This is a genomic window from Coprococcus sp. LG101-27 (assembly GCF_027695515.1).
Taxonomy (GTDB): Bacteria; Bacillota; Clostridia; order Lachnospirales; family Lachnospiraceae; genus Allocoprococcus; species Allocoprococcus comes.
Map to the genome: position 1 here is coordinate 1 of NZ_JAQEUJ010000004.1, position 25,104 is coordinate 25,104.

Annotated in this window: 16 protein-coding genes and 1 other annotated feature; of the genes, 4 read left to right on the plus strand and 12 right to left on the minus strand. The window is 42.3% G+C overall.

Annotation, left to right across the window (positions count from 1 at the left end; genetic code table 11):
- Positions 1-615 precede the first annotated feature (615 nt).
- The 6 genes from PG766_RS04985 to PG766_RS05010 all read right to left on the minus strand — a co-directional run bounded on the left by PG766_RS04985 (position 616) and on the right by PG766_RS05010 (position 10,343).
- On the minus strand, positions 616-2,556 hold the full coding sequence (locus tag PG766_RS04985) for an AIPR family protein (protein ID WP_118199737.1): 1,941 nt from the start codon (positions 2,554-2,556) through the stop codon (positions 616-618).
- A 432-nt stretch (positions 2,557-2,988) separates the two neighbouring features.
- On the minus strand, positions 2,989-5,415 hold the full coding sequence (gene leuS / locus PG766_RS04990) for a leucine--tRNA ligase (protein WP_118199736.1): 2,427 nt from the start codon (positions 5,413-5,415) through the stop codon (positions 2,989-2,991).
- Between the two features lie 118 nt (positions 5,416-5,533).
- Positions 5,534-5,771: a binding site (T-box leader), on the minus strand.
- An 87-nt stretch (positions 5,772-5,858) separates the two neighbouring features.
- The gene (locus PG766_RS04995; protein ID WP_008369795.1) at positions 5,859-6,401 is read right to left on the minus strand and encodes a M48 family metallopeptidase; all 543 of its coding nucleotides are present in this window, start codon (positions 6,399-6,401) and stop codon (positions 5,859-5,861) included.
- On the minus strand, positions 6,392-8,227 hold the full coding sequence (recQ, locus tag PG766_RS05000; RefSeq protein ID WP_270247150.1) for a DNA helicase RecQ: 1,836 nt from the start codon (positions 8,225-8,227) through the stop codon (positions 6,392-6,394). Before recQ ends, PG766_RS04995 begins: the two co-directional genes overlap by 10 nt.
- Complete coding sequence (locus tag PG766_RS05005; protein ID WP_008369798.1) at positions 8,220-9,161, minus strand: TIGR03943 family putative permease subunit; 942 nt, start codon at positions 9,159-9,161, stop codon at positions 8,220-8,222. Before PG766_RS05005 ends, recQ begins: the two co-directional genes overlap by 8 nt.
- A gap of 15 nt (positions 9,162-9,176) precedes the next feature.
- Positions 9,177-10,343, minus strand: coding sequence for a CobW family GTP-binding protein (locus PG766_RS05010; RefSeq protein WP_118199734.1), 1,167 nt, complete (start codon positions 10,341-10,343; stop codon positions 9,177-9,179).
- 201 nt (positions 10,344-10,544) lie between these two features.
- Here PG766_RS05010 and PG766_RS05015 point away from each other — a divergent pair, with 201 nt between their 5' ends.
- Positions 10,545-10,967 carry a DsrE family protein gene (locus tag PG766_RS05015; protein ID WP_117555837.1) on the plus strand — a complete coding sequence of 141 codons (423 nt, stop codon included), beginning with the start codon at positions 10,545-10,547 and terminating at the stop codon, positions 10,965-10,967.
- A 214-nt stretch (positions 10,968-11,181) separates the two neighbouring features.
- On the opposite strand, the gene PG766_RS05020 is transcribed toward PG766_RS05015, so the two are convergent.
- The 4 genes from PG766_RS05020 to PG766_RS05035 all read right to left on the minus strand — a co-directional run bounded on the left by PG766_RS05020 (position 11,182) and on the right by PG766_RS05035 (position 17,892).
- Entirely contained in the window at positions 11,182-12,792 is a 1,611-nt protein-coding gene (locus PG766_RS05020; RefSeq protein ID WP_118199733.1) for a CvpA family protein, read from the minus strand.
- Between the two features lie 39 nt (positions 12,793-12,831).
- Positions 12,832-14,277, minus strand: a complete 1,446-nt coding sequence (locus tag PG766_RS05025; protein ID WP_118199732.1) for a TrkH family potassium uptake protein — start codon at positions 14,275-14,277, stop codon at positions 12,832-12,834.
- A 12-nt stretch (positions 14,278-14,289) separates the two neighbouring features.
- Positions 14,290-15,651, minus strand: a complete 1,362-nt coding sequence (trkA, locus tag PG766_RS05030) for a Trk system potassium transporter TrkA (RefSeq protein WP_118199731.1) — start codon at positions 15,649-15,651, stop codon at positions 14,290-14,292.
- A 165-nt stretch (positions 15,652-15,816) separates the two neighbouring features.
- Positions 15,817-17,892 (minus strand): elongation factor G, encoded by a 2,076-nt coding sequence (locus PG766_RS05035; RefSeq protein WP_022220725.1) that lies wholly within the window; start codon positions 17,890-17,892, stop codon positions 15,817-15,819.
- A gap of 184 nt (positions 17,893-18,076) precedes the next feature.
- Between PG766_RS05035 and PG766_RS05040 the strand changes: the two genes are divergently transcribed.
- Both PG766_RS05040 and aroA read left to right on the plus strand, forming a co-directional pair.
- Complete coding sequence (locus PG766_RS05040) at positions 18,077-19,174, plus strand: prephenate dehydrogenase (RefSeq protein ID WP_022220726.1); 1,098 nt, start codon at positions 18,077-18,079, stop codon at positions 19,172-19,174.
- Between the two features lie 179 nt (positions 19,175-19,353).
- Positions 19,354-20,667 (plus strand): 3-phosphoshikimate 1-carboxyvinyltransferase, encoded by a 1,314-nt coding sequence (aroA, locus tag PG766_RS05045; protein WP_118199730.1) that lies wholly within the window; start codon positions 19,354-19,356, stop codon positions 20,665-20,667.
- Positions 20,668-20,929: 262 nt separating this feature from the next.
- Here the strand turns inward: aroA and PG766_RS05050 are convergent, their stop codons facing one another.
- Complete coding sequence (locus tag PG766_RS05050; RefSeq protein ID WP_118198734.1) at positions 20,930-22,282, minus strand: MATE family efflux transporter; 1,353 nt, start codon at positions 22,280-22,282, stop codon at positions 20,930-20,932.
- A gap of 231 nt (positions 22,283-22,513) precedes the next feature.
- Here PG766_RS05050 and PG766_RS05055 point away from each other — a divergent pair, with 231 nt between their 5' ends.
- Positions 22,514-23,533, plus strand: a complete 1,020-nt coding sequence (locus tag PG766_RS05055; RefSeq protein ID WP_117555825.1) for a M42 family metallopeptidase — start codon at positions 22,514-22,516, stop codon at positions 23,531-23,533.
- A 140-nt stretch (positions 23,534-23,673) separates the two neighbouring features.
- Here PG766_RS05055 and PG766_RS05060 read toward each other — a convergent pair whose 3' ends face one another.
- A complete protein-coding gene (locus PG766_RS05060) occupies positions 23,674-24,942 on the minus strand; it encodes an L-cysteine desulfidase family protein (RefSeq protein ID WP_118198735.1) in 1,269 nt (422 codons plus the stop codon).
- Positions 24,943-25,104 lie beyond the last annotated feature (162 nt).

The window sequence follows — 25,104 nt, forward strand, 5'->3', positions numbered from 1 at the left end:
TTATATGATTTTATAATTTATCTTTAACTGTTAATGACCTCCTGCTTTTTGAATCTAATATACCGGTGAAATCTTTTTCTTTATTCTACTTCATATTTTGGAATCCGTAAAGGATTACCGGAAAATTGACGGACTTATACTTGAATGATTTACTCCATTTTTACTTCAATTTTAAGCCAATATTTTAAGTTCAGCTACTTCTTCTTTTTTCTTTTCTTCTGAAACATGCGTGTATAAATCAGTTGTCATTGCCAACGTGGAATGACCTAAGACGCTCACATAAAAGCATTTGAAAAAGAACAAGTGAAAGAAGCACTTTACTTAAAATATAACGCCCAGTAACAGACAAGAGGACTTGCAAGGTTTCTGACCTTTCAAGTCCTCTGCTGTATCATGGTGCTGTTGGCTGTACCCGTTCCGTCAAGGACTGCCCTACGGCGTATCGGCTTCGCCTTGTTCCTTGACCTCACTCTAGATATTCGTCTTTACTTAAAAGTACATAGCAAACAATCCTTCTAATTTATTGTTAATATTTTTATAGTTCTTTTAGCTTTTTATAAAAACATTCCCAAACACAAAATTTTCATGACCTCTTTATTACAATGCTTTAATAATTTAATTATCTTCTAAATTTATTTTAAATTTTTCAGTATAATTTTTATATTTATCCTCAATAGTAAGATCTGTATCTATTCTATTTTTTACTTCATCCAAAAATAGTTGCTCACTCTTGGCTACTCGTATCCACGTACTTAAATTAGCCGCTTTCTGAGATACTCTTTTAATAATATCTATAGTTTGCTCCAAAAATAAGCTAGAAAATTCTTTTATTAACGCTTCTTTATACTCTTTATCAGAATAAAATTTTTCATAATTGTATACTCTAGAATCCGCAAATATATCAAACTCATTTTTATATTGATAATACATTGCAATACAATAAAACATACAAATATTAGCAATCGCGCTTACTGTTTCATAATCTTTTATTCTATTTTGAAGTTCCGCTCTTTTTTCATCATCTCTTTCTTTATCATATTTTTGCTGGGTATTTACTTTTCTTTCATTATATCGTTTACGAACATATTTTTTGGCTTCTTTATAAAGAAACTGCACAAAGAGAAGTTCATTGATTTCTTCCTTACTCTTAGAAAACAAAATACCTTTATCGTCTTCATTTATGTAGCGAAATACTTCATGATAATACTGGTTTAAAACATACTCATTCTGCGAATAATCTGTATCAAATAATGAGTTTTTTTTATCTTTTGCAATAGATGGTCTGACTTTAAATCCGGCAAAAGCAAGCTGAGCTAATTCCGTGTTAGTCGTTTTTTGATGTTTATACAACTTTACATTTTGGGGTATACTGGTACCTCTTCTTATTTCAACATAAATGTGCGGACTTTCTCCATTAATAAGCCAATCATTAAGCTTTAATTGTTCAGCACGGTTTGAAGCCATATCTCTGGTAGTAATAGGATTCTGTGTATTATTATAAATAGCTATATCAGACCTAAATTTAGGATTTTTTACTTTTAATATTCTAGTAAGAACATATACTTTTTTTAATTGTTCAATTGCGTTTGTATCATTTTCTAATTTTGCTTTTTTCAAAAATTGTCCCAATGCACTTGTTGTTTGTGCACCATTAATAATCGAAAAATTTTTCAACACAAATCTTTCAACTTCGTCCCCGTTTTTATTCTCAGTATCATAATCTTCAGCAACAACTGTAATTCCATTATTAAAAAACCAAAACTTCCCCGGTTCATTTCTAATTGTATATTCCATACCATCATATGTCTTAGATTTAACAAGTGTTTCTCTAAGATTCTGTCCAAATAAAATATTTCTTCCAAGAGTGGTATTTAAATATTTATTAGCCAATTTAGCTAAGTCATACCCACAAATATTACATAAAATTGCATCTTCATCTGGGATTTCTAATTGATCATATATAATAAAATTATTAAAGCTATCTGCTTCAAAAGCCTCTTCTGGTACTTTTGGTAATTCACCTTTTACACATTCCTTTAATACAGCTAATTCTCTTCCTGTTATTATTTTTTCATCTTTTTCTAATTCTGTATAAATAATTTCACCACAATGAACAACAATATATGTACAATTATTTCTATATGACGTATCAAAATTGGTTTGTCCCAAAACATTAACCAAATTTTCTTCAACACTTGAAGGTTTCTTCAAATAATCTTTTATTGTTCGTTTCATTGTTGCTAGATTTTTTTTAATTTCAACCTCTGGAAGCGCACTACTTTTAACTTGTATAAAATCATATGAATAATCATCTGAATCTTCATGTTCAACAACTATATCAATCCCGCTATCTGGAGGTGCCACAACATACTTTGCAAGTTCAGTTGCTTCTTCTTCTAGAAAATTTTTCTTTTTCTCCTCTCCATATAAAATATCCAACACTACAATCGGGAATGCATCTGCTTCAATATTTTGTCGTACTATAGGCTTTCCATTTGGAAGTGTTTTATATTTTTGATACGCTTTCTCTGTCATCTTTTTCAATATATTATCCATTTGACTTTCTCCTTGGTCATTATTAAGATTATATAAGAAATATCTTTTGTCCTACTATTACTATTTTTTATTTCTATTGAATAAAATTATATCATATTTCTCTTTCTTTCGCCATAACCAAAGCACTTGGGTTTAACTCAATCTCATTAGACAGACTTTCATGTTTTATTACCTACAGTTCTCAAAAAGTGTCAATGAAAAATGGCACAAATAATGCTTCCATTACCTGCGCCATTCTCTAACACTTGAAATATTTACTCCATTTTCTTTCAACTTTTACTCCAAATTTACTCCATTTCAAAAATCTCTTACGATATTTTGCGGTATTCTATGATACCTTTTCTTTGAAAAAAAACATCTGCAAACCTTGGTTTTAAGCAACCTTTTCAATATTTCCAAGCACTTTATTCTGTTGTAAGAATTTCTTCTCAATTATTTCTGAACAATGTTTATGATCTTCTTCGGAACGTAGATTTCTTTTACGATATTTCCTGTAAGTTTATCTGCGATTGCTTCTTTTCCGGCAGCGATTGCTTCTTCTTTTGTAGCCTCTGTGGAAATTTTGATGACTGCTCTTGTTTTTCCATTGATCTGTACCGGAATTTCGATTTCATCATCTTTCATGGCTTCTGTATCGTATTTTGGCCATCCGGCACGGAATACGCTTTCTTTGTTGCCAAGTTCTTCCCAGATTTCTTCTGCCATATGTGGTGCAAATGGTGCCAGTAATACAGCAAGGGTATCCAGAGTATCTCTGTCTACTCCGCCTTCCTTCTTAGCGATCGCAACCAGTGTATTTGTATGCTCCATGAATGCAGAAATAACGGTATTCAGGCTGAAGCTTTCCAGACGGGTTGTGATATCATAAACCAGTTTATGACGTACTTTGATCATCTCTTTGGTTGGTTTGATATCTTTATCCTTGCTGTCCATAAGCAGGTTCCAGAGTTTCTTAAGGAAACGGTATACACCATCGATTCCTCTGTCATCCCACTCTGCATCCAGTTCCGGTGGTCCTACGAAGAGTTCATACATTCTTAAAGAATCGCATCCATAATCTCTTACAAGATCATCCGGAGACACGACATTTCCTTTTGACTTACTCATCTTGATACCATTCTTACCTGTGATCATTCCCTGGTTGAACAGTTTGACAAACGGCTCATCAAAATCGATCACACCGATATCGCAAAGGAATTTGGTATAGAATCTTGAATACAGAAGGTGAAGTACTGCATGTTCTACACCACCGATATACATATCTACCGGAAGCATTGCATCTGCTTTTTCTCTGGATACAAGTTCTTCGTTGTTGTGATTATCTACATAACGCAGGAAATACCATGAAGATCCAGCCCACTGCGGCATGGTATTTGTCTCACGTTTTGCCGGTTTTCCACAAACAGGACAGGTTGTATTTACCCATTCATCGATTCCTGCAAGTGGAGATTCTCCTGTTCCTGTCGGTTCATAAGATTCTACATCCGGCAGTCTCAGTGGAAGCTGATCTTCCGGTACCGGTACAGCGCCACAATCCGGGCAGTGTACGATCGGAATTGGTTCTCCCCAGTATCTCTGACGGGAGAATACCCAGTCACGCAGCTTGTAGTTTACAGTTGCACGTCCGATTCCTCTTTCTTCGATGATATGTGGAGCTTCTTTCTTAAGGACAGAGCTCTCCATACCATTCCATTCTCCGGAATTGATCATCGTTCCGGAAGCCTCTGTGTAAGCTTCTGTCATATTTTCGATTTCTTTACCGTCTTTTGCAATAACCTGGATGATCGGGATGTTGAACTTGGTTGCAAATTCAAAGTCACGGTCGTCATGAGCCGGTACACACATGATGGCTCCTGTACCATAATCAGCCAGTACATAATCAGAAAGCCAGATCGGTACCTTTGCTCCGTTCAGAGGGTTGATCGCGTAAGTTCCTGTAAATACACCTGTTTTTTCTTTGTCCTGCAGACGGTCTACATTAGACTTCATAGAAGAATCGAAGATATATTTTTCTACTTCTTCTTTGTGTTCCGGTGTTGCAAGCTCTGCTGCAAGCTTATGTTCCGGTGCAAGTACCATGAAGGTTGCTCCATGAAGCGTATCTGGTCTTGTTGTGTATACAGTGATCTTATCTTCTCTTCCTTCAACCGGGAAATCTACTTCTGCACCGTAAGATTTACCGATCCAGTCTGTCTGCATCTTTTTAACTTTTTCCGGCCAGTCAAGCTTATCCAGGTCATTTAACAGACGGTCTGCATATTTTGTGATACGCAGCATCCACTGACGAAGGTTCTTCTTTGTAACTTCAGCGCCGCAGCGTTCGCATTTTCCGCCCACAACCTCTTCGTTTGCAAGACCTGTCTTACAAGACGGGCACCAGTTGATCGGGAATTCTTTTTCGTATGCAAGTCCTTCTTTGAACATCTTTACAAAGATCCACTGTGTCCATTTGTAGAAATCAGGATCTGTTGTATTGACTTCCATATCCCAGTCATAAAGCGCTGAGATCTCATTGATCTGACGTTTGATATTCGCGATGTTTGCTGCTGTCGATTTTGCAGGATGGGTTCCCATCTTGATCGCATAGTTTTCAGCCGGAAGACCGAATGCATCCCATCCCATCGGATGAATGATGTAATATCCCTGAAGCAGTTTGTAACGGCTCCACACATCGGAGATAACATAGCCTCTCCAGTGTCCTACATGAAGACCGTTTCCTGACGGATACGGGAACATGTCCAGACAATAATATTTCTTTTTCGGGTTGCCGTTTTCATCCACTTTCGGATTAACCGGATTCTCAGCCCATTTTTCTTTCCATTTCTTTTCGATTGCCTTATGATTGTAAGGTACTGCCATTTTTCTTTCCTCCTGGTATTGTTTCAGTATGAAAAAAAGTGTCTTAACCTTTTATTTAACAGGAAATTCCATCAGAATTTCCTGTTAAATAAAAATCTTTCGCCTCTTTTGATAAATTCAAAGAGACGAAAGATTAAATTCCGTGGTACCACTCTTCTTCGCCGCATCCCGGTAACATAACTTACGGTGCAGCGCACTTGTGATTCTATAACGGGAATTCCCGCTTCTGCCTATCTGAAAACCGTTCAGCAGAAGAACTCAAAGGCGAGTTCAAAGATCTGATCTGCTGCCTTGCACCGCCCGGCAGTTCTCTGTACAGACTCTAATCTTTTACTGATCCTTATCCTTGTTTTTTTCATATACCTTGTTATTATAAAAATAAATACAAGTTCCGTCAAGAGATTCTTGATTGTTTTCTACGAATTCTTGATTATTTTTACCATTTAAAATTGATTTCCGTTATCTCTCAGCCATTTTCTATATTTTTTATAGTCCGGCATCCACGTCGCCACGACCTTCCAGAATGCAGCGGAATGATTCATTTCTCTACGATGTGCCAGCTCATGCACCACAACATAATCCAGAACTCCCGGCGGCATCAGCACCAGCTTCCAGTTGTAATTGAGATTCCCCACGCTGCTGCAGCTTCCCCACCTGGTCTTCTGCTCCCGGATGGAAATACGTCCATAGGTCACACCCATTTTCCGGGCATAGTATCCGGTCCTTGCACCTAATACTTCTCTTGCCAGATTCCGGTAATATTTCTTTTCTGCTTCCGGCATCTCTCTCTTTTCCTGCCGCTTCATTGCATTTTCCTTCTGAAGCTTTACCTTCTGTCGGATCCAGTTCTCTTTTTCCAGAAGGAACCGATCAATCCGCTTTTTCTCACAGGAATAGGGTGCACGGACCGTCACCTTTCCTTCCCGGTCAACTTCGATTCCAATACTGCGCCTATCTGACCGGATCAGATGATATTCTATGTCCACGACCGGATTACCTCCAGAAAGCGCTCTCCATATTTTTCAAACTTGAACTCTCCCACACCGGAAACTTTCAGCATAGCATTCTTATTTGTCGGTTTTTCGATACACATCTGCACAAGAGTCTTATCGGAAAATACAATATAAGGCGGAACTTTTTCTTCTCTTGCTATCTCTGCTCGCAGAACGCGCAGGATTTCAAAAGACTCTTCCTGCTCTTTATTCAGAACCAGTCCGGCCGTTTTCTTCACTTTTTTCTTCGGTGTTGTCTTCGCCTCTTTCTCCGGTTCTTTTGCCATCTTCATTGTAAATGTCTCCTGCCCTGCAATCAGTGCTTCCGACTTTTCAGTCAGCTTCACAATCATATAAGAATCCGGCGTGGTCTTCAGATATCCTTCTGCCAGAAGCTGGTTGAATATCTGCCTGAGCTTCCACGATGGCGTCTTAGAAAGTACCCCGTAAGCCGGACTGACACCCATGCCATACTGCCGGATCTTCGCATTATTTGCCCCATGCACCGTATCCAGAATCACATTAATTCCATAACGCTGATGACTTTCTTTTACACACATGGCAAGTATCCTTGCCTCTGCCGTCATATCCACGGTATCAAACTGTGTCTTACAGTTTGAACAGTTCCCACAGTAATTGCTTCCGTATTCCCCAAAATACCGCAGAATATAATCACGCAGACATTCCTTTGTAAAACAATAATAAGTCATCTTTTTCAAGCGCTCCTGATCCCGCTCCATCACGATCCGGCGCGTCAGTTCATCCAGTTCCTGATTGTCGCGGTTGTTCTCAATGAACATCTGGTTTGTGATCACATCCTGTCCACTATATAAAAGCAGGCACTCCCCCGGCTCACCGTCCCGGGCGCAGCGTCCCACTTCCTGATAATAGGACTCCAAATTCTTCGGCATATTGTAATGTACGACAAAGCGGACATTGGATTTATCAATTCCCATCCCGAATGCATTCGTCGCCACCATGATCTGCTTCCGGTCATAAATGAAATCATCCTGATTATCACGCCGCTCCCGGTCTGTCAGTCCCGCATGATACCTGGTCACGGAAAACCCATCCATTTCCAGGAGTGCGCAATTTTCCTCCACCTGCTTTCTGGTCAGGCAGTAGACAATCCCGCATTGATCCGGATGCTCCTCAATAAATGCTTTGAGTGCGGCATATTTATTCTTTGGGAACTGTACCGCAAGGAACAGATTCGGTCTGTCGTAACCTGTCATTACTACTTCCGGATCCTCCAGCATCAGGATATCGATCATATCCTCTCTTACTTCTTTCGTCGCTGTTGCAGTAAATGCACTCACAACCGGCCGCTTTGGAAGATACTCTACAAACTCTGTGATCTTTAAATAACTTGGTCGGAAATCCTGTCCCCACTGGGAAACACAGTGCGCTTCATCGACTGCGATCATAGAAATATCCACGCTCATAGCAAAATCCATAAACTCTGCAGTTTCCAGCCGCTCCGGTGCCACATAGATAATCTTATATCTTCCTTCTTTTGCAAAAGCAAGTGCCTTCCGGTACTGCCCCATAGTCAGGGAACTGTTCAGATAGGCTGCATGAACCCCTGCCTGATTGAGGGATGCCACCTGATCCTTCATAAGAGAAATAAGGGGAGATATCACAAGTGTAATACCTCCCATCATCAGCGCCGGAATCTGAAAACAGATGGACTTTCCGGCTCCCGTTGGCAGTATGCCGAGTACATCCCGGCCGGACAGGATCGCATCAATCAGTTTCTCCTGTCCCGGTCGGAATCCGTCATAGCCAAAAAATTGCTTTAATACTTGAAATTTATCCAAGATATACTACCTCTTCTTCCGGTTTTTCTGCGGATTCCATCTCCAGCATATAAAGAACCGGCTGCTTTGGAACCATCGGACGGTATGCTTCGTACTCGAACTTGACGGTTACTTTTTTCCAGCTTCTCTGTGTAATCTGCGCTGCCCTTCCAAGATTACATGGATATCCATAGAAACGGATATCATCTGCGCAGCAGGTCATGATCTGTCTTCCCGGAATCAGCATATTTGCCGGCATTCCCTTCGGACGGAAAAGCTGTGCAAGGAAGGTGATCTTCTTGTGCTCGTAGCGCTCCGGATGCTCATATGCATCCACATACCAGGTACCAAAGTCCACATCATCAATGAAGATATGGTCTGCTTTCAGATCATATGGCAGATCCTCTTCTGTCTGCGGGATAATATTGCCATCCACGCCTTCAAAGATCAGCTGTGCCTGTGGGTTCTGGATCTTAAGGGCACGTCTGAACGCACTTCGGTCTGTATTTTCCCCACAACGGTTGATGATGATCAACTCAGATTCTGTAAGCTGGTTCATCAGCATATTCCGCATATTCTTCAGGTACATGTCCAACGTCTCACCGCTAACCGTTGAGTACACACCCTGAATCTCCCAGTTGCGTGGAAAATCTTCATCCAGGATTTCCTGCAGATCCCAGGTTCCATTGTACTCAATGATCACCTGGACCGGATGATAGATCTTCTCACAGTTTTCAAAGAAAGTTTTATTTAACTTTTCTCTTTCTTCTATATTGAAGAGGAACAGTCCGTTCTCATCCAGATATTTTTCCGAGTACTCTTCCTCTCCCTCTTCACACTGCAAAAGCAATGTCGGACCTTCTTCGATCCATTCCTGCTTCATCAGTGTGTCCTTGATAAATGTTGTTTTTCCACTGTCCAGAAATCCTGTACAGATATATACCGGTGTTGTCATCGCCGCTTGCTCCTCCTAGATATGGAATAACTTAATCAGATCCTCTTCTTTGAGATCTGTTCCGATCACGCATACACGTCCTGTGTAATCAGCCTGTCCCTCACGGACTTCATATTCTTCCGGAACCATATCAAACTGCTTCCAGGAACCGTCTGCCATCTGGATAATTCCTTTGGAACGAAGTACGGTTCCGTAAGCATCTGTCTCAGATAATGCTTTCAGCAGGTAATCCAGTTCTTCTTCTGTATACTTATGAGCAGTCTCCTTGCCCCAGCTCGTAAATACTTCATCTGCATGATGATGTCCTTCGTGTCCGTGGTGATGGTCATGGCATCCGCAGGTGCAGTTCTCATCATGTTCATGATGATGCTCATGCTCTTCATGGTCGTGATCATGATGGTGTTCATGGTCATGATCGTGGCATCCGCAGGTGCAGTTCTCATCATGTTCGTGATGATGCTCATGCTCTTCGTGATCGTGATGATGGTCGTGATCATGACCGCAGCCACATTCGTCATCATGATGATGGTGATGTTCGTGGTCGTCATGCTCGTGTGCATGTTCTTCCAGGATACCTTCGATCTCAGCGCCATGCTGCAGGGCATGCAAAACGGCATCTTTTCCAAGTTCTTCCCAAGGTGTGGAAATAATGGTTGCCTCTGCATTTTTCTCACGCAGCATATGCACGCACTCTTCTACCTTTTCATCTGTCATCATCTGGGTACGGCTGATAACGATCGTAGATGCATGCTCTACCTGGTTATTGAAGAATTCTCCGAAGTTCTTGAGATAGATTTTTGCTTTCTTACCGTCAACAACTGTGATTCTTCCGTCAATCTCAATATCTGCCTCATCTTTGACACCCTCGATTGCTTTTACAACATCAGAAAGCTTTCCAACTCCTGAAGGTTCGATGATGACACGATCCGGTGTATAATCTACAAGTACTTTCTGAAGTGCTTTGCTAAAATCCCCCACCAGTGTACAGCAGATACATCCTGAGTTCATCTCTGTGATCTCAACGCCGGCATCTTTTAAGAATCCGCCATCAATACCGATCTCCCCAAATTCGTTCTCGATCAGGACCAGTCTTTCTCCCGGAAATACATCCTCGATCAGTTTCTTGATGAATGTTGTCTTTCCTGCTCCCAGGAAACCAGAAATAATATCAACTTTCGTCATTTTTCGTTCCTCTTTTCTTATTATTATAATTTCATAAATTAGCCTTTTCTAACTGCAAATTGTTTCCGAGCTATATCGTATCACATTTCTTTAAAAGATGCAAATAAATAGCTTGTTAATGCATTGTGATTAGTGTATAATAGTTTTATAAAATCTCGTACTTTTTTAGTACAAATTCATAAACAAAGGAGACTTGATAATATGGTTAATTTATTGACAGGCCCAAAAGGAAGCGGAAAAACCCAGCAAATGATCGAACGTGCTAACGAAGCTGTAAAGACATGTGAAGGAAACGTATTCTTCATCAAGAAGAGCCACAGAGATACATACAGCTTATCTTTCAACATCAGAGCGATCTGCATGGATGACTATGATGTAATCACCAATACCGATGAATATCTTGGATTTATTTACGGTATGTTAAGCGCAGACCATGATATCAAAGCAATCTTTATCGACGGTATTTTAAAACACGCCGACATCACACTTGAGAACATTCCTTCTTTCATCGAAACACTGAAAAAGATCTCCAAAGAAAATGATGTAGATTTTTATGTCAGCATCAGTGCAACGAATGAACAGCTTGGTAATGTAGATTTTGAAAATTGTACACTCCTTAACTAAGATAGACATTATCCAAAAGGAGGGATGAAGATTTTCTGTAAATCTTCATCCCTCCTTTTATGGTTTTCCAAATGTGACAGAGTACATTCTTTTTATGCTATGATACCAGGGTCAAAAGGTCAGAAAGCCGATGCAAGCTTGCTTGCAAGATGATTTTTGCACTCTCGCAATCTGGTATCAAAGGGGCAAAATACCTTTTGACTCCAACATCATGCTATTTCAAAGACAAAACCGTATTTGCCTTATCCCCTTTTGCATACTCCAGTTTTACATCATCTCCCACATTGTACTTGATGATCTCAATAAAATCGACTACCGATACATCAAAAATCTCATCTGATCCTTCCAGCATAATGTAGTAATGAGAATCTCCATCTATAACGCCCTGGGCGATTTTCGTGATCTTTCCTTCGATCGTGCCGGTATCCATCTTCACTTCTTCTTTTTCCTTGATTCCATTGGTAAGAAGCAGATTATTGTAGGATTCTTCACATACACTTACCGTATCCCCGATCGCAACAACCTGGTACTTCTGGACATTGACCATTGCATACTTTTTCACAAGTCCTGCATCATCCTTAAGTGCCATAAAGTAAGTCGGCTCCCCGGAAATGTTAAGCAACAGCGGGAAAGTCGCCCGATACTTCAGGTTCTGTACCTGTCCTTCTGCCGATGCCATCGCAGAATCCTCGATCGCACCTGCCACCGGATAATACTTTGTCTCCATAGTTCTCTGGTTCATCAGAACAAATCCCACATTGGACTGGTCACTGTTTACAGAAGTTACTCCCGTGTACACCCATACATCATCATCAATCGCCAGATAATTATATCCGTTTGTTGTCTTCAGACAATCTTTCTGGCTGAGTACACTGTTAAAATACCCATGCTTTAACGTGCCATAATAATCATAAAGCTGTACCAGAAGATCTGCCGAATAGGCTCGGTCGATCCATTCCGGGACTTCATCGATCCTGTAGTCCTGCATTTCGCCGGTGATCGCATTGCAGAGCACCACATGTCCTACCGTTTCTCCTCCGAAAAGACCGATATTATACTTTTTGACCGGTGCTACCCAGTATGGAACACCATTATCATCAATTTCAAAACTAAGGTCTCCGTAAATATAAGTCGGATGCGCAAAACGAAGATGACGGTAAATATTTCTTCCAAAATGCTCGCTGGTCGAATACTTCATTCCCTGCTCCAGCTTTACCATCTCCGTTGTCTGACTTGCCATATCGATCCGGATATATGCAGGAAGTCCATCTTTCCGATTGGTAAACCATTTGATCAGATTCGCATATTTCAAAGGTGACACACGGACCGGACGATCCTTGTAGTTGATCTGACTGTAGATATCGTCCACCTCAAACTGGGATACCATATCTGACATGCTTCCCATCTTCCGGTCTCCTAAAAGCTGCGCAGACTCCTTATCCAGAAGCGGGATCTGGTCAAAGGAAAGCTCCTCGATATCTTTTGTGAATTCGCCCTCTTCTACCTTCAGAAGCTGTTGGTATTTCTTCGCATTCACAATCGGTGAAGAAAGAATGGTTCCGGCCAGATAAACCACTAACAAAAGAATAAAAAGACGGACACACCATTTGAAACCTTTGGATTCTTTCATCTCCTTCAGATCAATCGCTCCGTATCGCAAGCCTTTTTTTCCTGCAAGCACAAGACCGACCGCAAGCACCAGAACAAGCACAAAATACCACACTCCGGAAGAATGGATATTAAAAGCCGGCAGTGATACATAATACCAGATTCCTGCTGCCACTAAAAGCAGCAGAAAACTAATCGCTATATTTTTCTTTTTCATAAATTCTCCTTTTCATCGTTTTACCTTACCAAGGCTGTCTTAGAATTTTCTACTCCAAAGTGACGGCGAGAACAGCATCAGGAACGGGAAGATTTCCAGTCGTCCGATCAGCATATCCACGCAGAAAACAATCTTCGAAAAGTCTGAGAACTTCGCAAAATTTTCCACCGGTCCTACCAGATTCAGTCCCGGTCCTACATTATTAAGTGTAGTAAGCACTCCGGTAAATGAAGTAGTAAAATCAAAGTTATTGATCGAGATCAGAAGCACGGATACGATCAGGATTAGTATATACGCAATAAAGTATACATATACCCCCCGCATCGTCTCTTCTTTCACTTTTTTCCCATTTATTTTTACGATATTGACTGCTTTCGGATGGATCATAGTTTTCAGCTCCCGGCGGATGCTTTTTACCAGGATCAGAAGTCTTGATACTTTGATACCACCGCCTGTTGAACCGGCAGAAGCACCGATTACCATCACAAGAAGCAGAACACATTTGGAAAGCTCCGGCCACTTGTTGAAATCTGCCGTTACAAATCCAGTTGTCGTGATCACGGATGCCACCTGGAACGCCGCATAGCGGAATGCCTTTAAAAGAGAATGATAACCTCCGGCGATATTGCAGGTGATCACAACGGTTGCTCCTGCAATGATTCCCAGGTAAGCACGCAACTCCTCATTCTTAAATACACTCTTAAATTCTTTCAAAAGCAGAAAAAAATACAGGTTAAAATTGATACCAAACAGGATCATAAATACGGTGATCACACCATCAATGTAGGCACTGTTGAAGTGTGCCACACTTGCATTGTAGCTGGAAAATCCTCCGGTACCGGCAGTACTGAATGCATGTGTCACTGCGTCAAACAGGTTCATCCCTCCTGCCAGAAGAAAAACTACCTCAATTGCAGTCAGTGCAAAATACATTCCATACAGGATCCTTGCGGTTCCTCTTGCCTTTGGAACCAGTTTATCTGCCTCTGGTCCCGGAACTTCCGCACGCATCAGATGCATGGAATTCTTCTCATCCAGAGAGGTAAGTACCATAACAAATACCAGCACTCCCATTCCACCAACCCAATGTGTCAGGGAACGCCAGAAAAGAATTCCTTTCGGAAGTCCTTCAATCTCAGTCAGGATCGTAGAACCTGTCGTCGTAAATCCGGATACTGTTTCAAAAAAAGCATCCACATAGCTTGGAATACTTTTACTGAGTACAAATGGAAGTGCACCTGCAAGTGACCAGAAAATCCAGGCCGTTGCAACAATGATCAGACCTTCTTTGGCATAAATCGTCATGTTCTCCGGGCATTTTCTGCCAAACAGCAGATAAATTGCCGTCAGGATCGCAGCTGTAATCAGAAAATAAACCGATGTGTGCTCGCCATAAATAATTCCAACCATCATCGGAAGCAGCATCAGCAGTCCCTCTACTCCCATCATCTTACTGATGATATAGCGTATCATTTTCACATTCATTTCTTTTCACCCCTATTGCTCAGCCAGAATATCTGTGATATCCTTAACTTTCTTCTGGGTCGTAACGATTACAACACTGTCGCCCACCTGAATGGATTCATTCCCGTCCGGAATAATAATCTGCCGTTTTCTTCCGATACATGCGATCAGATTGTTCGGCTTCAGTTCCAGATCCTTAAACGGGATATCTGTATATTCTGTTTTTTCTTTGATAATAAATTCCAGTGCTTCTACTCTTCCGCCAACCAGCTGATACATAGATTCAACATTGACATTCTTGAGAGAATTCTGGCGTGCACGCACATAACTCATGATCGCATCTGCTGTTGCAGTCTTTGCTGATACAATCAGATCGATCCCAAGTTCCTCGACAAGCTGGGCACGTCCGTCTTCGTTGACCTTTGCCACGATCTTGTCCACACCTTTTGTCTTTGCAAAAAGTGCAAGGATAATATTCTCCTCATCCATACCGGTCAGGCTGACCAGGGCATCTGCCTGTTCAATTCCTTCTTCGATCAGAAGGTCATGGTCTGCGGCATTCCCACAGATGATCGTCGCTTTCGGAAGCTGGTCGCAGAGATCTTCGCATTTCTTCCAGTCCTGCTCAATGATCTTAACCTGCATACCAAGTCCTAAAAGCTGTTTTGCCAGATAATATCCGACTTTTCCCCCACCACAAACCAGAATATTCTTCGGCTCTTTCCGCTTTCCGATCAGATGGAAAAATTCTTCAATATATTTGTGGGATGCAACAATATGAAGCCGGTCTCCATCATGGATGACAAAATCACCATTCGGGATGATCACTTCCGATCCACGTCTTACAGCACATACCAGAACTTTGATCTGGAACTTGCGGTAAAGCTCAGCAAGCGATACTCCGCCCAGATGGCTTCTTTCTTTGACAATGAATTCTACCATTTCGACTTTTCCCTTCATAAAAGTCTCTACCTTTGCAGTATCCGGAAGAAGGATCGATCTGGAAATCTCAAATGCAGCCATAAGTTCCGGGTTGACAGCCATACTCAGTCTTAAGTCCTCTTTCAAAAGATCGATCTGCTGATAATAGATTGGATTCCTTACACGGGCGATCGTGTGCTTTGCCCCCAGTCTCTTTGCGAGCAGGCAGCTCAGCATATTCAGTTCGTCTGTCGATGCACATGCCACAACAAGATCAGCGCCCGGCACTCCTGCTTCTTTCTGCACTTTCGCATCTGCACCATCTCCGGTAATGCAGAGAATATCAAGCTGATTCAGTGCTTCTTTTAATTTTCCCTCATTCTGGTCAATCAAAACCACATCGTAATTTTCTTCGGATAACTGTATGGTCAGTTTATGACCAACCTTCCCGTCCCCAATAATTACAATTTTCATTTTTCTTTTCCTCTACTTTTGCTCTTAATACTAAGCCTTTAATACTAAAATTGTATAAAATACCAATGGGACAGCCGAAGCTGCCACCATCATAATATGTATACCACTTTTAGTACGAAAGTACAATAGAAAAAACCGGGATTTTCTCCCGGCTTTTCCTTATTCTTATTCTTCAGCTGCACGCTTTTCAATTTCTTTTTCCTGTACATCTGCCGGAGCCTGTTCATAACGGGCAAATTCATACGAATAGCTTCCTCGTCCACCTGTCATAGAACGAAGTGTTGTGCAATATCCAAACATGCCTGTCATCGGTACATCCGCTTCAATTACCTGATATCCGCCTGACTGTGGATTCATTCCAAGAACACGACCACGTCTCTTGTTCAGATCTCCCATAACGTCTCCGGTATAATCATCCGGAACGGTTACTTTCACAGATGCGATTGGCTCAAGAAGAACCGGTCCTGCTTCCATAAATCCTTTCTTAAATGCCTGGATCGTCGCAGTCTTAAATGCCATTTCAGAAGAATCTACCGGATGGTAAGATCCATCATACAGGGTTGCTTTCACGCCAACTACCGGATATCCGGCGAGAGGTCCTTTTAATACAGATTCCTGCAATCCTTTTTCAACCGCCGGGAAGTAGTTCTTCGGAACAGCACCTCCGACTACTTCTTCCTGGAATACATACGGTGTATCCAGATCTCCGGATGGTTCAAAACGCATCTTAACATGTCCATACTGTCCATGTCCTCCGGACTGTTTCTTATACTTGGTATCTACATCCGAGTTCTTGCGGATCGTCTCACGGAACGCAACTTTTGGTGTCTCCAGTCTGATTCCGACTTTGTAACGCTCTGCCAGCTTGCTTGCTGTCACTTCCAGATGCTGGTCACCCATTCCATAAATCAGTGACTGGCGGTTCTCACTGTCATTTACCACTTTCAGTGTCACATCCTCTGCCATCATCTTCGCAAGAGCCTGTGATACCTTGTCCTCATCACCTTTGTTATTCACTACATACTTCATATATGTATACGGTTTGGAGTATTCGGTTCTTCCATAAGATACCGGTGTATTTTTTGTTGAAAGGGTATCCCCTGTCTTTGTACTTGTCAGTTTTGCAATCGCTCCGATATCACCTGCAAACAGTTCCTGAACTTCTACCGGTTTGTTGCCGGATAAGGTGTATATCTTGCCGATCTTTGCTTCTGCATCTGACTCCGGATTGTAAAGGACATCATCCCCCTTTAATACACCGGAACATACTTTTACGAAAGAATATTTTCCGATAAACGGATCTACCATGGTCTTGAATACATATGCGGTCTTTGCGGCTGCAAAATCATGATGTGCTTCAAAGATCTCATTGGTCTTACGGTTGATACCTACGCATTCACGGTATTCCGGACTTGGGAAAAATCTTACGATATCAGACAGTAAGTTTGCAACACCCTGTGCCTGAACATTGGATCCCATTGCTACCGGAACGATATCTCCGTCCATAACTTCTGTTCTCATGGCAGAACGGATCTCTTCAACCGAGAATTCATCTCCCTCAAAATAACGTTCCATAAATGCTTCACTGGTCTCTGCCACTGCTTCAAGAAGCTTCTCTCTGTAAATCTGCAGGTTCGGCAGACAGTAATCCGGAATCTCACACTCTTCTCTCTGTCCAAGTCCGGTGTATCTTCTACCTGCATTCTTGATAACATTGACATAACCTACTAATTTCTCGTTCTCACGGATCGGTTGGAAATGTGGTGCGATCACTTTACCGTATCTTGCGGTCAGATCTTCAACAACCTGACGGAAGCTGGCATCATCCACATCCATCTCAGTAACATAGATCATACGCGGAAGATTATACTTATCACAGAGTTCCCATGCTTTCTCGGTTCCTACCTGCACACCGGCTTTTCCGGAAACAACGATAACAGCTGCATCGGCTGCGCTGACTGCTTCTTCCACTTCTCCGACAAAATCAAAATATCCAGGTGTATCAAGGATATTAATCTTTGCTTTTTCCCATTCAATCGGAATCAGACTTGTGCTAAGTGAGAATTTACGTTTCTGTTCTTCTTTATCAAAATCACTGATCGTATTACCGTTCTCAACAGATCCCATACGATTTGTTGCTCCAGATACATAAGCCATCGCTTCTGCCAGACTGGTCTTTCCGCTTCCCCCATGTCCTAAAAGGACCACGTTTCTAATTTCATCCGTTCTGTAAACCTTCATGCTTGCTGCCTCCTTGCTAAAGTTTCTCATGGATATATTGTACTAAACTTTCTATAAAAACACAACTATTTTATAGAATTTCAACAAAAACTTTCACTTTTACGCTTTAAAGTATTGCTTTATTGACAGATAGCCTGTTTTCCTATATTATGAAAGGTAGACTATCACGAAAGGACGAAAGATTATGAAACAGAAAAAAATCGGATTTATCGGACTCGGACTCATTGGGGGCTCTATTGCAAAGGCGATCCGGCGATATTATCCGGATTATGAGATTGTCGCTTTCGACAAGAATAGAGAAACTCTGGCACTTGCCACACAAGAATCCATCATCAATGTGGCCTGTACCTCAATCGATGATAATTTCCGAGGCTGCAACTACATCTTCTTATGTGCCCCGGTCGCTTTCAATACTGCATATTTAAAGCAGATGATGCCTTACCTGCATGATGATATGATCCTGACTGACGTCGGAAGTGTCAAGACTCCGATCCATGACGAGATCATCCGGCTGGGACTGGAGGATTACTTTATCGGAGGACACCCGATGGCCGGTTCCGAAAAGAGTGGTTTTGCCAATTCCAAACCAATCCTGATTGAGAACGCTTACTTTGTTCTCACCCCTTCCGCCAAAGTAGCGAAAAAAAAGGTTGATGCATACGCATCCTTCGTAGAATCCTTGCGTGCACTTCCGATCGTACTGGATTATCATGAACACGACATCGTCACCGGCACGATCAGCCACTTGCCACATATCATTGCCGCAAGTCTGGTCAACTTTGTCAGAGACACCGACACCAAGGATGAGTTGATGAAAACCCTCGCCGCCGGCGGCTTTAAGGACATTACGCGAATCGCCTCTTCCTCACCGACCATGTGGGAACATATCTGTGCACAGAATCAGAGTAATATTTCCCAGATCCTTGGAAATTATATCGAAACATTAAATGAAGCGAAAAAACTGGTTGATGCCGGAGACTCCCAGGGAATCTACGATATGTTCGATCATTCCCGGAACTACCGCAATTCCATGCCAAATGGTTCTGCCGGCCCAATCAAGCGTGCATTCGAGATCTACTGTGACATCCCGGATGAAGCCGGTGTGATTGCCACCATTGCGACCATCCTCGCTTCTAATGCACTCAGCATTAAGAACATCGGAATCGTTCATAACCGTGAATTTGAAGAAGGCGTACTCCGCATCGAATTCTATGACAGCATCTCCTGTGAGAAAGCAGTAGCACTTTTGCAGAAGCATCGTTATATTGTTTATGAGCGTTAATAATTAAATGATGATACCAGGGTCAAAAGGTCAGAAAGCCGATACAAGCTTGCTTGCAAGAGGATTTTTGACACTCACATCATTAAATGCAAGACAGTCCAAAAAATCTTTTCAGAACTTTGTGTAAATTGGTCACAATGCTTGAAAATAGAATTTTACGAATGAGAGGTTACTATATTATGCAAATCCAACCTGTTAAACAGCTTCGCGGGGAAGTATCTGTTCCCGGCGATAAATCCATCTCCCACCGTTCTATTATGTTCGGTGCACTGGCAAAAGGAACTACTGAGATCACACATTTTCTTCACGGTGCCGACTGCCTCTCTACCATCGGCTGCTTTCGTGCCATGGGAATCAATATCGAAGACACACCTGACCGTATCCTGGTTCACGGCAAAGGGCTTCACGGACTTTCCGAACCTTCTTCTTTTTTAGATGTGGGGAACAGCGGAACCACTACAAGACTGATTTCCGGTATTCTTTCCGGTCAGCCGTTTGCCACCACTCTTTCCGGCGATGCTTCTCTGAACTCCCGCCCGATGAAGAGGATCATGGAGCCTCTTGGGATGATGGGCGCTGATATTTTAAGCCAGAATGGGAACGGGTGCGCACCACTTTTGATCAACAGCCTGCTTCCTGCCGGTCAGAATCCATCCCTGCACGCAATCCACTATCACTCAAAAGTAGCTTCTGCTCAGGTTAAATCTTCCGTACTCCTGGCAGGACTTTATGCAGACGGATTAACCCTGGTTACAGAACCTGTACTTTCCCGTAATCATACAGAACTGATGCTGAATGGCTTCGGTGCCAACGTACAGACAGAAGTACATTCTGATGGTAGTGCAACTGCATCTATTCTCCCATGTGAGGAATTATACGGACAGAAGATCCTGGTTCCCGGAGATATTTCTTCTGCTGCTTACTTCATCGCTGCTGCCCTTCTGGTTCCAGGTTCTGAACTTCTGATAAAGAATGTAGGTACCAACCCGACCCGTGCCGGAATCCTTGAAGTATGCAGGGCAATGGGGGCAGACATTACCTATCTAAATGAAAATTGTGACAGCGGTGAACCAACTGCCGATCTTCTTGTACGTACAAGCACTCTTCACGGAACCACCGTAGAAGGTGCAATCATCCCTACACTGATCGATGAGATTCCAATGATTGCAGTGATGGCTGCTTTCGCCGAGGGAACTACGATCATCAGGGATGCTGCCGAATTGAAAGTCAAAGAGACTGACCGTATCAAAACAACTACAGAAGGACTTCTTGCCATGGGCGTTGATGTAACACCAACCGACGACGGCATGATCATCCGTGGCGGTAATCCGGTTCATGGAGGACAGATCAACAGTTATCTGGATCACCGGATCGCAATGGCCTTTTCCATCGCAGCCCTTGCCGCCGAGGGAAATACTGAAATCCAGAATGGTCAGTGTGTAGATGTATCTTATCCTTCATTTTTTACGGAACTTCATTCCCTTTCCCTGTAATTTCACGCAAAAATATAAGAAAGAATGTGCCTCGGCACATTCTCGCGCCGAGTGCGTTGCTGAGCGCCAGTGGCGCTCGTTAAGCAACGACCGAAGCGGAGCGTAGACCGCTTGCGACATTCTTCATCTTCGTGCGAGTGCGCATCTCCGGCACGCAGTGCCTTTTGTTTCATAGGAAGTTCCTTCGGAATCTCCTATGAAACCAAAAAAGAAAGCCGCACACTACATAAGTAGTGTACAGCTTTCTTTTTTATGCGCCCTGTCACTGTTTCTCTAATCCGTGAATCCAGTCTGTCTTAAGAAACAGAATCAAAAATATCACCGAACTGATAAACCAGGTAAGTGGATATGCCCAGTAGATTACATTGATCACCGGAATAATCCTGATAACAATACTAATATAGGTTACCCGGACTCCGCACCATACAAGCATCATAACAAACATCGGAACAATACTTCTTCCCGCCCCTCTCTGAATTGCTGCCATACAATGCGAAAACGCAAGCAGACAATAGAAAAGAGCGATCGTATGTGCCTCTGCAATTCCATATTCAATTGCTTTTTGATCTCCTCCAAACGCAGCGATCAGGTATGGTGAAAAGAAAAAAACTGCTATTCCGATCACTTCTGCTATCCCGATTCCACAAATAGTTCCAAACAATGCCCCTTTTTTTGCCCGGTCATACTCTTTTGCTCCCAGATTCTGTCCAATAAACGTCGTGAGTGCCTGTGAGAAGCAGGTAACCGGAATAAATCCAAATCCTTCAATTTTGGAATATGACCCACATCCGGCCATTGCCAGAGCCCCAAACTGATTAATATTCGACTGTACAAATACATTTGCAACCGCAATAATTGAATTCTGGATTCCTGCCGGTATTCCGTTTACCACGATCAGCCGCAGCATATTCCCATTCATCCGAAGTTCACGAAAAGATAACCGGAACGCCTCTGGTTCCCTACGCAGTTTTCTGATACACAGAACCGCACTTAATATCTGTGAAACAATCGTTGCAAAAGCTGCTGCACCTACACCAAATCCTAAGCCTCCGATCAGCACCAGATCCAGAATCACATTCAGACACGCTGAAATGATCAGATAGATGACCGGACTCTTACTGTCACCAAGTGACTGCAAAATCCCCATTCCAAAGTTATAAATTACAAATCCAAGTGAACCTGCAAAATACACCCTGAAATAAACCAGTGATTTCGGCAGTACCTCTTCCGGCGTACCAATCAGTTTTAAAATCTGCGGTGCAAGGATCAACGCGGCAACCGTAAGAAAAATTCCACATACGCCACCAAATGCCAGTGCCGTATGGATTGCTTTTTTCAGCTTTTCATATTCTCCGGCTCCAAAATACCTCGCAATGACAACACCGGCTCCCACGCCAATTCCCCCAAAAAATCCTACCATCAGGAATATCAGATTCCCTGATGAGCTGACAGCTGCAAGTGCATTATTCCCAAGAAAATTTCCCACGATCAGCGAATCCGCCACATTATACAACTGCTGGAATAAATTCCCCCATAGAAGCGGAATCGCAAACATAATAATCTTTTTCGGAATAGATCCCGTTGTCAGTAGATTAGCGTTTGACGTTTCCCCCATAATTAACCTTGTCCTCCTATAATATTTTAAGTCTATTATACTCCTGATACGGTTAATTCACCAGCAAATATATCGGAAGCAATATTTGATTCTTTTTTAATAAATCATGAATCTATTTTTTCATCAATTATTATAACCTTTTTAAATTATCCTTCAATGTATATTGCATTTTCCATCCTCTTCCATTAAACTATTATGATATATACTATAAATTTTTTGGGGGAATTTTCTATGCAAAATTATCTTGAATTTATCGGAAACGAACTGAAAGCTTTAACTTCTATTCCAAGCCCATCCGGTTATACCAAAGATGTGGCTGCATACCTGATGAAGACTTTATCAGATATGGGATATGAACCACAGCTTTCTAACAAAGGCAACGTATTCGTAACGATCGGCGGAGAGGGGAATCCGCTGGTACTTGCAGCACACGTTGATACCCTCGGTGCCATGGTGCGTTCTGTCAAAGCAAATGGAAGACTGCGTCCGACTACTCTCGGTGGACACCAGTGGAGTACCGCTGATGGGGAAAACTGCACGATCCACACACGCGACGGACGCGTTTATACCGGTGTAGTACTAAATACTGAACCTTCTGTTCATGTTGCAGATTCTGCTGTTGAGACAAAAGAAGAAAATATGGAAATCCTTCTGGACGAAAATGTGGACACTAAAGAAGGAACTCTTTCACTTGGCGTACAGCCTGGAGATATCATCGCCATGGACCCGCGTACCCAGATCACACCGAGCGGTTATATCAAAAGCCGTTTCTTAGATGACAAGCTTTCTGCTGCCATCCTTCTCGGTCTGGCAAAATGCGTAAAAGATGAATCTATTGCGCTTTCCCGCAAAGTTTCTCTCCTTTTCACTGTATATGAAGAAGTCGGACACGGCGGAAGTTTTGTTGCCGAAGATACAACAGAGATGATTTCTGTTGACATGGGCTGCGTCGGATCCGATCTCGGATGTACCGAACGCATGGTATCTATTTGCGCAAAAGATTCCGGCGGTCCTTACAACTACGACGTAACATCCGCTCTTGCCGAAACTGCAAAAGAAGAAGGATTGGATTATGCGATCGATGTGTATCCGCATTACGGTTCTGATGTAGAGGCAACTCTTCGGGCAGGATATGATATCCGTCATGGTCTGATTGGTCCTGGGGTGTATGCATCACATAACTATGAAAGATCCCATATGGATGGGGTAAAGAATACGCTTTTGTTGTTGAAGAAGTATATTCAAAAATAAAAAGTATAAATAGCTAACGGTCAAAAATAAAACATCTGCGATATGCATACCGCAGATGTTTTATTTTTTCAATATTAGTCATATTTTTCTTAAGTCCGGTAAATGCAAGTGCCTCTTCTACCAGTTCTTTTCTCTTTTTCTTATCTTGTCATGATCTGGATGATCGTTTTATCCGTCTCACGCATTCCCTTCTTTGCAAGCTCTCCAATATTACGGATCGTGTTTTCTACACCTTTTTCTACAAGTCCGTCTCCGCCATAGAACTGCTTTCCATTTTTCTGCATCTGAAGTCCCAGAAGCCCTGCTTCTACAGCTGATGCGATTTTTGCCGCGCAGCTTGCCTTCGCTCCATCACACACAACACCTGAGTTAATGGCAACTGCATTTACAATTACATGAGAAATCTCATATGCACGTCCGCCATACAGATAACAGATTCCTGCACCTGCACCACATCCTGCACTGATCGCGCCACAATATGCAGACAGTCTTCCGATTCCTGTCTTCATATGGATTGTGATCAGATTTGACACAACCAGCGCGCGGAGCATCATCTCTTTTGAGACATTCAGCTCTTTTGCATAGACGATCACCGGAAGAGAAGTTGTCATTCCCTGGTTACCGCTTCCCGAATTGATGACAACCGGAAGTTCACATCCGTTCATTCTTGCATCCGATCCGGCCGCTGCCATCGCTTTCGCACGGTTATGTACACTGTTTCCATATGCTTCCATCAAAGTCTTTCCAATGGCAGCTCCCCATTTTCCTGTCATGCCCTCTTCGGCAATTGCCCAGTTATAATCAATCTGTCTCTGCAGAACTTCCTCTACGTCTGCAACGTCTACGCAGTCTGCGAATTCAATGATCTTCTCCACAGTCAGAAGAGAACGGTCCGTCGCACAGCTGGATCCCTGCTCTTCATATGCTTTTTCTCTGATGATCTCATCATCTTTCTTTACACAGATCACATTGGTGTGAAAACCTGCGATCTCTACGTATCCGCTGTGTCCGCCTGCACATGCCTTGATCTGGATGTCGAAAATATATTCTTTATCGGATTTCCGGATTGTCATCGGCATAGTATCCAGCATCTTTTTCATTTCTACTTTCTGTTCCCCTGTGATCTCTTCCAGAATTTCCAGTTCTTTTTCCGGACATCCGGCTACAATCCCTGCACAGACTGCTGCACCGATTCCGCGAAGTCCTCCTGTGCACGGTACAACGACACTTTTTACATTCTTAATAATATTTGCACTGACATTTACTTCTACAGATTCCGGTTTTTCCCCAAGAGCCTGAACTGCAACTGCTGCCGCGTAAGCTACTGCAATCGGCTCTGTACATCCCATCGCCGGAAGCAACTCTTCCTTTAAAATTTCCACATATTCATTGTATATTTTTTGTTCCATCTTTTCTCTCCTCTGTCAGATGACACCCCATTCATCTTTTTATTGTTCCCTGTTTATTTTATAGTATTCCTGCCTTTCCCACAAGCTTTTCTCTCTATTTTTTCAGGTTTTACATAATTACCATGATTACATTCCAAAAATATTCTTTTATTTTTATTTAAC

Bases quoted from the DNA above. Each gene is read 5' to 3' on its own strand.
- PG766_RS04985 (WP_118199737.1), bottom strand. From the start codon at position 2,556: ATGGATAATATATTGAAAAAGATGACAGAGAAAGCGTATCAAAAATAT.
- PG766_RS05050 (WP_118198734.1), bottom strand. From the start codon at position 22,282: ATGGGGGAAACGTCAAACGCTAATCTACTGACAACGGGATCTATTCCG.
- PG766_RS05040 (WP_022220726.1), top strand. From the start codon at position 18,077: ATGAAACAGAAAAAAATCGGATTTATCGGACTCGGACTCATTGGGGGC.
- PG766_RS05035 (WP_022220725.1), bottom strand. From the start codon at position 17,892: ATGAAGGTTTACAGAACGGATGAAATTAGAAACGTGGTCCTTTTAGGA.
- PG766_RS05060 (WP_118198735.1), bottom strand. From the start codon at position 24,942: ATGGAACAAAAAATATACAATGAATATGTGGAAATTTTAAAGGAAGAG.
- aroA (WP_118199730.1), top strand. From the start codon at position 19,354: ATGCAAATCCAACCTGTTAAACAGCTTCGCGGGGAAGTATCTGTTCCC.
- PG766_RS05025 (WP_118199732.1), bottom strand. From the start codon at position 14,277: ATGAATGTGAAAATGATACGCTATATCATCAGTAAGATGATGGGAGTA.
- leuS (WP_118199736.1), bottom strand. From the start codon at position 5,415: ATGGCAGTACCTTACAATCATAAGGCAATCGAAAAGAAATGGAAAGAA.
- PG766_RS05055 (WP_117555825.1), top strand. From the start codon at position 22,514: ATGCAAAATTATCTTGAATTTATCGGAAACGAACTGAAAGCTTTAACT.
- PG766_RS05010 (WP_118199734.1), bottom strand. From the start codon at position 10,343: ATGACGAAAGTTGATATTATTTCTGGTTTCCTGGGAGCAGGAAAGACA.
- trkA (WP_118199731.1), bottom strand. From the start codon at position 15,651: ATGAAAATTGTAATTATTGGGGACGGGAAGGTTGGTCATAAACTGACC.
- PG766_RS05005 (WP_008369798.1), bottom strand. From the start codon at position 9,161: ATGACAACACCGGTATATATCTGTACAGGATTTCTGGACAGTGGAAAA.
- PG766_RS05020 (WP_118199733.1), bottom strand. From the start codon at position 12,792: ATGAAAAAGAAAAATATAGCGATTAGTTTTCTGCTGCTTTTAGTGGCA.
- PG766_RS05015 (WP_117555837.1), top strand. From the start codon at position 10,545: ATGGTTAATTTATTGACAGGCCCAAAAGGAAGCGGAAAAACCCAGCAA.